At 71.3% G+C, this 9,777-nt stretch carries 7 protein-coding genes; 3 read left to right on the plus strand and 4 right to left on the minus strand.

What is annotated here, in order from left to right; genetic code table 11:
- Position 1 precedes the first annotated feature (1 nt).
- Both thrC and ACFVJS_RS01410 read left to right on the plus strand, forming a co-directional pair.
- Entirely contained in the window at positions 2–1,273 is a 1,272-nt protein-coding gene (thrC, locus tag ACFVJS_RS01405; RefSeq protein WP_378876680.1) for a threonine synthase, read from the plus strand.
- 126 nt (positions 1,274–1,399) lie between these two features.
- Positions 1,400–2,329, plus strand: a complete 930-nt coding sequence (locus tag ACFVJS_RS01410; protein ID WP_378876682.1) for an SGNH/GDSL hydrolase family protein — start codon at positions 1,400–1,402, stop codon at positions 2,327–2,329.
- Positions 2,330–2,446: 117 nt separating this feature from the next.
- Here the strand turns inward: ACFVJS_RS01410 and ACFVJS_RS01415 are convergent, their stop codons facing one another.
- The 4 genes from ACFVJS_RS01415 to ACFVJS_RS01430 form a co-directional block, all read right to left on the minus strand.
- The gene (locus ACFVJS_RS01415; RefSeq protein ID WP_378876684.1) at positions 2,447–4,045 is read right to left on the minus strand and encodes an AMP-binding protein; all 1,599 of its coding nucleotides are present in this window, start codon (positions 4,043–4,045) and stop codon (positions 2,447–2,449) included.
- A gap of 87 nt (positions 4,046–4,132) precedes the next feature.
- A complete protein-coding gene (locus ACFVJS_RS01420; protein ID WP_378876686.1) occupies positions 4,133–5,701 on the minus strand; it encodes an AMP-binding protein in 1,569 nt (522 codons plus the stop codon).
- Between the two features lie 34 nt (positions 5,702–5,735).
- A complete protein-coding gene (locus tag ACFVJS_RS01425) occupies positions 5,736–6,983 on the minus strand; it encodes an RNA polymerase sigma factor (protein ID WP_378876688.1) in 1,248 nt (415 codons plus the stop codon).
- A 28-nt stretch (positions 6,984–7,011) separates the two neighbouring features.
- Entirely contained in the window at positions 7,012–7,371 is a 360-nt protein-coding gene (locus ACFVJS_RS01430; RefSeq protein WP_378876690.1) for a YciI family protein, read from the minus strand.
- 128 nt (positions 7,372–7,499) lie between these two features.
- Here ACFVJS_RS01430 and ACFVJS_RS01435 point away from each other — a divergent pair.
- Positions 7,500–9,777: amino acid adenylation domain-containing protein (locus ACFVJS_RS01435; protein ID WP_378876692.1), on the plus strand; the 2,278-nt coding region annotated here is incomplete at its 3' end.

The following is a 9,777-nucleotide window of genomic DNA, read 5'->3' on the forward strand; positions in this document are numbered from 1 at the left end:
CATGAGCGCTGCGACCACGGAGACGAAGGCCCTGCGCGAGGGCGCGTTCGGCAACGCTTCGGCACTGTCGTGCCGCGAGTGCGGCAACCAGATCGCCCTCGGTCCGCACTACGCCTGTCCGGAGTGTTTCGGGCCACTGGAGGTGGCCTATGACTTCCCGGCCGTGACCCGCGAGGAGATCGAGGCCGGACCCCGCAACATCTGGCGCTACAAGGCGCTGCTGCCGGTGCCCGCCGATATCGAGCAGAGCCCCAACACCGAGCCCGGCTTCACCCGCCTCCTGGACGCGAAGAACCTCGCCAAGGAGCTCGGCATCGACAAGATCTGGGTGAAGGACGACTCGACCAACCCGACCAACTCCTTCAAGGACCGCGTCGTCGCGTGCGCTCTGAGCGCCGCCCGCGAGCTCGACGCCAAGGTCTTCGCCTGCCCCTCGACCGGCAACCTGGCGAACGCGGTGGCTGCCGCCGGTGCCCGCGCCGGGATCCCCACCGCCGTCTTCATCCCGAGCAACCTCGAGCAGCCCAAGCAGGTCAACTCGGCCGTCTTCACCGACAACCTGATCGCCGTAGACGGCAACTACGACGACGTCAACAAGCTCGCCCAGGAGATCGCCGCGGAGGAGGACGGCTGGGCGTTCGTGAACGTCAACGTACGTCCCTTCTACGCCGAGGGCTCCAAGACGCTCGGCTTCGAGATCGCCGAGCAGCTCGGCTGGCGTCTTCCCGACCAGATCGTCATCCCGGTCGCCTCCGGATCGCAGCTGACCAAGGTCGACAAGGCCTTCAAGGAGCTGATCAAGCTCGGTCTGGTCGAGGAGAAGCCCTACCGGATCTTCGGTGCCCAGGCCACCGGCTGCAACCCGGTCGCGACCGCCTTCAAGGCCGGCGTCGACGCGATCCGCCCGGTCAAGCCCGACACCATCGCCAAGTCGCTGGCGATCGGCAACCCGGCCGACGGTATCTACGTCCTCGACGCCACCCGCTCCTCCGGTGGCGCCGTCGAGGAGGTCACCGACGACGAGATCCGCGCCGCGATCGTGCTCCTGGCTCGCACCGAGGGCATCTTCACCGAGACCGCCGGCGGCACGACCCTCGCGGTCACCAAGAAGCTCGTCGAGACCGGCGCGCTCGATCCGAGCCTGGAGACGGTGATCATCAACACCGGCCACGGTCTCAAGACCCTCGACGCGATCAGCGGCATCGTCGGCCCCCGCGCCACCATCGCCCCCAACTACGACTCCTTCGAGGAGGCCGGGCTCTCCCAGGCGTAGGGCCGTGGATGTTCGTCTAGGTATGTAGCCGAACCGTCGCTTCCCGTGCGGAAATCCGCGAGGGAAGCGACGGTTCCTCTGCATACCTAGACGAACCAACCGCCCGTTCACCCTCGTGCGCTACACATGAGGAATGTGAGCAGCACGAAGACGAGTGAAGAGGCCAGGTGGCTCGGTATGGTCGCCGCCACCGCCGGAGTCGCCGGCGCGATCGGCGTGGTGGGGGCGGCGGCCGGCGCCGGGTTCGTGACGTTGCTGAAGAGACAGGCGGCGCACGCGCGCGACGTGATCGGGAAGCCTCTCGGCGAGGAGGCGATCGACGCCGACAAGGTCTATAAGAAGACCTTTGGAGGTACGCCGGTCGAGCTCCTGATCCTCGGCGACTCGATCGCGGCCGGGCTGGGCGCGGAGACAAGGAGCGGAACCCTCGGCGCACGGCTGGCCAAGGGCACGGCCAAGGCGCTGCAGCGACCGGTGCGGCTGCGTACGGCTGCGGTGGTCGGAGCCGAGACCTCGATGGTCCCGGCCCAGCTCGAGTCGCTGCCGGCGAGCTACCGGCCCGACGTCGCGGTCGTGATCGTGGGTGGCAACGACGTCACCCACCGGGTGCCGCAGAAGGACTCGACCCGGGTGCTGGGTGAGGTCATCGACGCCCTGCGCGAGCGCGGCGCAGGAGTGGTCGTCGGCACCTGCCCGGACGTCGGCGCCGTACGGCCGCTGCCGCAGCCGCTGCGATCGCTCGGACGCAGGATCGCCAAGCAGTTGGCCGACGGCCAGCGGGAGATCGCGCTGGCCAAGGGTGCCCACGTCGTCTCGCTCTCCGACGTCGTCGGCCCGTTCTTCATCACCAACCCCGACGAGATGTTCGCCATCGACCATTTCCACCCCAGTGCGATGGGCTACAAGCGCACCGCCAAGGCGATGCTGCCCTCTGTGCTGGCCGCCCTCGGACAGGTGCAGCAGGTCCCATTCGGCCACCACCTGCCCGAGCTCCCGCCCGAGGCGGAAAAGCCGCCAACCCCCGGCGACCCGGACAACTCCGACCGGCAGCCCTGAACGCCGACCCGGCGCTTCAGTCCCGGAAAACAGCGCCGAGTCGGCGCAAATGTCCCAAGCAGCTGGGACAAACGCGCCGACTCGGCGTGTGGCGGCGGGGCAGACGCGCCGACTCGGTTACTCGGCGTCCGCCTCGTCCGTACGCTTGCCGCCGGTGCTGAGCAGGTCGGCGGTGAGGCCGGCGGCGGCGCGGTAGTCGACCGTCCCTGCCGGCGTACGCGGCACCGACTCGACGAGCAGGACCAGCTTGGGCTCGTGAGAATCCCCGAGCACCGACCGGGCGTGCTTGCGCAGGTCGGCGGCGGCGGTCTCGGAGCCCGGGGTCAGCTGCACCAGCGCCGCGACCTGCTGGCCCCAGCGCGGGTGGGGCATGCCGAAGACGGCGGCGTCGACGACGTCGTCGTGGGCGAGGAGCACGCCCTCGATCGTCTCGGGGTGGATCTCGAGATCACCGGTCCGCACCAGGGTCGCGGCCCGGCCGAGCAGCGTGATCGAGCCGTCCTCCTCGCGCCGGGCGAGGTCGCCGGGGAAGGTCCAGCGCCGGTTGTCGATCAGCTTGATCGCCGTGGCCGAGCGGGCGTTGTCCTTGTAGTAGCCGAGCGCGGCCGGGCCGGAGCGGGCCAGCAGGCCTTCGACGCCGGGAGCCGCCGGGGTGAGGTCGGGATTGAAGACCTCCACCTCCGGGCCCACCATGAACCGCGCCTCGCCGGGCACGAGCGCCGAGCCGTCGTCGGCGCGCGAGCCGGTGACACCGGTCTCCAGGGTGCCGTAGGAGTCGACGATGACCCGGCGTGCGAACGCGTTGCGAAGCACGGAGAGGACGCCGTCGGACAGCGGAGCCGCCGTGTTGGAGACGCCGGCGAGCGAGTGCAGCGGCCAGCGCTTCTTCCCGACCAGCCGTGCCGCGGCCACCGGGCGCGCCTGCGCGTCGCCGAGGAGGGTGATCGCGGTGGCGCCGGACTGCTCGGCGAGGTCGAGGAAGGCCTCTGCCGAGAACGACTCAGACGTGTAGAGCACTGCGGTGCCGCCGGCGACCAGCGCCCGCAGGAGCAGCAGCTGGCTCTGACCGTGCAGCAGCGGCCCGCCCGCGAGCAGCACGACGCCCGAGTCGCGGGCGGCCGCCTCGGCGGCGAGCCCCTCGACCGACGGGATCGGCGCGTTGCGGCGGACGGTGTTGAGCGCCGCCCAGATCAGGTCCTCCTGGCGCCAGACCGCTCCCTTCGGGGTGCCGGTGGTGCCGGTGGTGAAGATGATGTGCCAGTCGCCGGGCGTACGTCCGACCGTCGGTCGCTCCTTCGACGCCGCGGCGACCTTGGCGTCGTAGTCCGGGCCGAGGACGACCCGGTGGTCCAGCTTCAGGTCGAGCTCGTCGAGATCGTCGGTGAACTCGGGGGAGACGATGGCCGCGACGCAGTCGGTGGCGGCGTACGTCCTGGCGAGCTCGTCGCGCCGGTAGGCGTGGTTGATGTTGACCGGGATCGTGCGGGCCTTGAGGCATCCGTAGAGGGCGTCGACCCACTCGATCCGGTTGGTCGCGTGGACGGCGACCTGGGCGCCCGGCTCGAGGCCGACGCTCAGCAGATGGTTGGCCAGGCGCGTGGCACGCTCGTCGATCTCGGCGTACGTGTAGGCGCGCTCGGTGGTGATGACTGCCGTGCGGTCGGGGATCGCATCGGCCATCGCTTCCAGGATGTCGGGCAGTGTGAGGGGGATCACGGCGGACACAGGGACGTCTGCGCCTTCCTTGGTTAGGGCCAGAGGTGGGGCGTACGGCACCGGGCCGTACGTCGGATCAGTCGGCCGTCACCTACGCGCCTCGAGCAGCTCGGCAGCGACCGTAGCGCTCGCACGATAGTCCACCTTGCTGACCGGTGTGCGAGGGACTCGCTCCACGAGCAGGATGTCCTTGGGCACCTTGTAGGCGGAGATCAGGCTGCGGCAGTGCTCCCGAAGCGCGTCGATCGAGGTCGTGGCGCCCTCGCGCAGCTGCACCAGGGCGGTGACCTGCTGGCCCCAGCGCTCGTGCGGTGTGCCGACGACCGCGGTGTCGAAGACGTCGGCGTGACGCAGCAGGACCGCCTCGACCTCCTCGGGGAAGACCTTCTCGCCGCCGGTGTTGATGCAGCCGGATCCGCGGCCCAGGACGGTGATCGAGCCGTCCTCCTCGCGTCGCGCGAAGTCGCCCGGGATCGACCAGCGTTGCCCGTCGATCTCCTTGAACGTCGCCGCGGTCTTGACCGGGTCGTTGTAGTAGCCGAGCGGGATCGACCCGGTGCGCGCGAGCATCCCGGTCTCGCCCGGCGCGCAGGGCTTCAGGTCGGGGTCGAAGACCTGTACGTCGATCCCGACCTGGAACTTCGGCGCGGCCTGCACACCCTCGTTGCCCTCGTCGACCTGCATGCCGGTCGCTCCGGACTCCGAGGCGCCGTAGGAGTCGAGGATGTAGCGGCCCGGCAGCGCCTCGCGGAGCTGGGCGCGGACCCCGGCCGAGAGCGGTGCGGCGCCGTTCGACACGGCGAACAACGAGCTCAGGTCCCAGCGCTCCGGCTCGCGCAGGATCGCCTCGGCGACCGGGCGGCCCATCGCGTCGCCGAGGAAGGTGAGCGAGTTGACCCTGGCTGCCTGGACGAGGTCGAGGATGGTCTCGGGTGACCACGCCGGCTCGGTGTAGAGCGCGACCGTGCAGCCGCCGACATGGCCGTTGCCCATGATCCACTGGCTGCCGCCGTGCATCATCGGCCCGCAGGCCAGCAGCACCATCGGCGTCTCCTGTGCTGCGGCCTCCTCGGCGAGCTGCTCGACGGTGTCGAAGGGCGCCCCGAACCGGCTCGCGTTCATCGCGGCCCGGATGACGTCCTCCTGGCGCCACACGACGCCCTTCGGCATCCCGGTGGTGCCGCCGGTGTAGATGATGTAGCGGTCGTCGGGGCTGCGCCCGATGTCGGGGCGCTCCTTGGGGGCGGCGGCGACCGCGGCGTCGTACTCCTCGCCCAGCACCAGCGTCGGGATCCCGAGCCCGAGCGCGGCGACGGCCTCGACGTGCTCGGGCCCGATGATCGCCATGACCGCCTCGGAGTTGCGGTAGAGGTGGTCGAGCTCGTCGTGGAGGTACTTGTGGTTGATGTTGATCGGCACCGCCCGCGCCTTCATGCATCCGTAGAAGGCGTCGACCCACTCGATCCGGTTGCGGGAGTGGACCGCGACGTGGTCGCCCGGCTCGATGCCCTGGCTGATCAGGTGGTTGGCCAGTCTGGTCGCTCGCTCGTCGATCTCGGCGAAGCTGTAGGCGTGCTGCATCGTGAACACGGCGGTGCGGTCGGGGACGGCGTCGGCCATCGCCTCGAGGATGTCCGGAAGGGTGATGGGGGCCACATCCCCGAGTGTGACAACTAGAACGTGTTCTCGTCTAGCGATCGGGTGCAAAACCTTGCAGGGTGTCGCGGCGCCGGGTCAGGTCAGCCTGCTCCGGCCCGTGGGTGCACAGCGCGATGGCCTCCGCGTAGGCCTCGGCCGCGTCCCGGTGGCGCCCCGCCCGCTCCAGCAGCTGGGCGCGTACGGCGGGCAGCCGGTGTCCTGGCAGAGCGACCGAATCCAGCGCCTCGAGCCCGGCCTCGGGACTCAGCGCCTCGGCGACCGCGACGGCCCGGTTGAGACGTACGACCGGGGTGTCGCGCAACGCGAGGAGCTCGTCGTAGCGCTCGACGATCCGGTCCCAGGCCGTCGCCTCGGCGCTCGGCGCGACGGCGTGCTCGGCGGCGATCAGAGCCTGGAGGAGATAGGGCGCCGCCGCCGCATGGACGAGCGGGGTGAGGATCGCGAGGGCCTCGGTGATCTCGTCGAGACGCCACCGGGAGCGGTCCTGGTCGGGGAGCAGGACCAGGCTTCCGTCGTCACCGATGCGCGCCTCCCGGCGGGAGTGCTGCAGGAGCATCAGGGCGAGCAGCGCGTCGACCTCCGGGTCCGGGGCCGGGAGCACCGTCCGGAGCACGCGGACCAGCCGGATCGCCTCGCCGGCGAGGTCGCTGCGTACGACGTCGGGGCCGGTGCCGGGGGCGTAGCCCGCCGTGAATGCGAGGTAGGCGACCTCGGCGACGATGCCGACCCGGCCGGCGAGCTCGGCGAGGTCGGTGGGCACCTCGAAGGACGCGCCCGCGAGCCGCTTCCGCGCCCGGGTCAGCCGCGCCGCCATGGTCGCCTTCGACTGCAGGAAGCGCCGCCCGATGTCGTCGGTGGGGACGCCGAGGACCAGTCGGAGGGTCAGTGCCGCCGCAGCCTCGCGGGACAGCGACGGATGGGCACAGAGCAGAACCAGCCGGAGCCGCTCGTCGGTGACCGCCTCGCCGCCGGCCTCGGCCGGCACCGTGGCCATGACCTGCTGCGCCTCCTGGGTCAGCGCCGCGTCCACCGCGAGCAGCGGCATCTTGCGGGCCAGCACCTCCTCCGAGCGCATCCGGTCCACGATCCGGCGGCGAGCCGCGGTGAGCAGCCAGGCTGCGCCGTTGTCGGGCTCGCCCTCGACCGGCCAGCGCCGCGCGGCCGTCTCGAACGCGTCGGCCAGCCCCTCCTCGGCCAGGTCGAGACGCCGGAACTGCGCGACGAGCAGGGCCAGTAACCGGCCCCACTCGTCACGCAGCAGCGTCTCGGCGTACGTCACCTGATCTGGACACTCTGGGTCGGCCGCATCACATCTCCCCGTGGTCGACGATCTCGCGGACCTCGAGCGCCGTCTCCAGCTCGGCGAGCACCTTGCAGCACTCGAGCATGTCGTCGACGTCGTCGGTCTCGATCGTGTAGAAGCCGGTGACGTGCTCGACGGTCTCGGCGTACGGGCCGTCGGTGATCACCACCTCGCCGCCCTGCTTGCGCAGCGTCTTGGCCTTGCTGGAGTGGTGGAGCTCGGCGCCGCCGGTGACCTTGTGGCCGCGCTCGGCGAGCAGCTTGGCGAACTTGCCGTGCACCTCGTAGCCGGCGGCCTTCTCCTCCGGCGTCGACTCTGCCCAGAAGGCCTCGTTCGTCGGCAGCAGCACCATGTATCTGGTCATCGTGGGTTCCCCTTCTCGTCTCGAATGAGTCTGTCACCGGGGATGACGGGTGGGACAAGGACAAATCGACACCGAGAAGGAAGGAAGATGTACGGCATCCGTTCAACTGTTCCCGGAAGGCTCCGCGTGTGACCGACCCCTTGCTGCGTGGCCATCTTGCGCCTGAGCCCCGGACGCTCGTCGACATCTTCCGGGCGACCGCCGCCCAGGTGCCCGACGAGCCGGCCGTCGAGGCGGGCAACGGCCTGCTGACGTACGCCGAGCTCGAGGAGGCCGCCGACGGGCTGGCCGCCGAGCTCAACGCCGCCGGGATCGGGCCGGGGGACAAGGTCGGGCTGAGGATCGCGAGCGGCACCACCGACCTGTACGTCGCGATCCTCGGCATCCTGTGCGCGGGAGCCGCCTACGTGCCGGTCGACGCGGACGACCCCGAGGAGCGGGCCCGGCTGGTCTTCGGCGAGGCACAGGTCGCGGCGGTGGTGACCAACGACCTGCGGGTCACCACCCTGGCTGGGTCCCGCGAGGCACGCGAGCCGGAGGAGCCGTCGACCGAGGACGACGCCTGGGTGATCTTCACGTCGGGGTCGACCGGCACCCCGAAGGGGGTCGCGGTCACCCACCGCAACGCCGCCGCGTTCGTCGACGCGGAGTCGCGCCTCTTCCTCCAGGATGCCCCGATCGGGGTCGGCGACCGGGTGATGGCCGGCCTCTCGGTCGCCTTCGACGCGAGCTGCGAGGAGATCTGGCTGGCCTGGCGCTACGGCGCCTGCCTGGTCCCGGCGCCGCGCGCGCTGGTGCGCTCCGGGGTCGACGTCGGCCCCTGGCTGGTCGCCAACCAGATCACCATCGTCTCCACGGTGCCCACGCTGGTCGCGCTGTGGCCGCCGTCGTCGCTCGACCGGGTCCGGCTGCTGATCACCGGCGGCGAGGCGATCCCGCCCGAGCTCGCCGCCCGCCTGGTCACGCCCGACCGCGAGGTGTGGAACACCTACGGCCCGACCGAGGCGACGGTGGTCGCCTGCGGAGCCCGCTTGACGGCGGACGGTCCGGTGCGGATCGGCCTCCCGCTCGACGGCTGGGACCTCGCCGTCGTCGACCCGGCGACCGGCATCCCGGTCCCCGAGGGCGAGACCGGCGAGCTGATCATCGGCGGCGTCGGCCTGGCGCGTTACCTGGACGCGGCCAAGGACGCCGAGAAGTACGCCCCGATGCCCACCCTGGGCTGGTCGCGGGCCTACCGCTCGGGCGACCTCGTCGTCAACGACCCTGCTGGGCTGCTCTTCGGCGGCCGCGCCGACGACCAGATCAAGCTCGGTGGCCGGCGCATCGAGCTCGGCGAGATCGACAGCGCCCTGCTCCAGCTCGACGGTGTCGTCGGGGCTGCTGCCGCGGTGCGGAAGAGCGCCGCCGGCAACAGCCTCCTGGTCGGCTACGTCACCGTCGACGACACCTTCGACCAGGCCGCCTCCGTCGCCCGGCTCCGGGCCGACATGCCGGCGGCGCTGGTGCCGCGGCTGGCCGTGGTCGACAGTCTCCCGACGCGTACCAGCGGGAAGGTCGACCGCGACGCGCTGCCGTGGCCGCTCGCGTCCACCGCGGGTGCGGGGGAGGGGCTCAGCGACACCGAGGCCTGGCTGGCCGGGCTGTGGAACGACGTGCTCGGTGCCGAGGTCGACGGGCCGAAGGCGGACTTCTTCGACCTCGGCGGCGGCAGCCTGACCGCGGCCCAGATTGTCAGCCTGATCCGGGAGCGCTTCCCGGAGGTCGCGCTCGGCGACGTCTACGACCGGCCAGCGCTCGGTGCGTTGGCGGCGTACATCGACGAGCTGGGCAGCTCGGCCGCGGTCTCCGATCGGGAGGTGCCGGCCGTCCGTCTCGAGACCCAGGCCGCGCAGGTGGTCGCGACGATCCTGCTGCGCTGTCTGGCGGCGCCGCGCTGGCTGACCTGGACCGCGCTCGGGACGACGCTCGCGCAGCCGTGGGTGCCCTGGCTGCCCGCGCTCAACTGGTGGGCGCTGGTGCCCGCGATCGTGCTCTTCCTGACTCCGCCGGGGCGGATGCTGCTCGCCGCGGGTGCGGCGCGGCTGATCCTGCGCGGCGTACGACCCGGGCAGCACCCGCGCGGCGGCACTGTCCATCTGCGGCTCTGGCTGGCGACGCACGCCGTCGACGAGCTCGGTGCGCACGGTCTGGCCGGGGCACCCTGGATGCTCTGGTACGCCCGGCTGCTCGGCGTGCGGATGGGCAAGAACGTCGACCTGCACAGCGTGCCGCCGGTCACCGGCATGCTCACCCTCGGCAAGGGCTGCTCGATCGAGCAGGAGGTCGACCTCTCCGGCCACTGGATCGAGGGCGACGTGCTCCATCTCGGCGAGGTCTCGGTGGGCGACCGCGCCCGCGTGGGGG

It is taken from the genome of Nocardioides sp. NPDC057772 (genome assembly GCF_042798075.1).
Taxonomy (GTDB): domain Bacteria; phylum Actinomycetota; class Actinomycetes; order Propionibacteriales; family Nocardioidaceae; genus Nocardioides.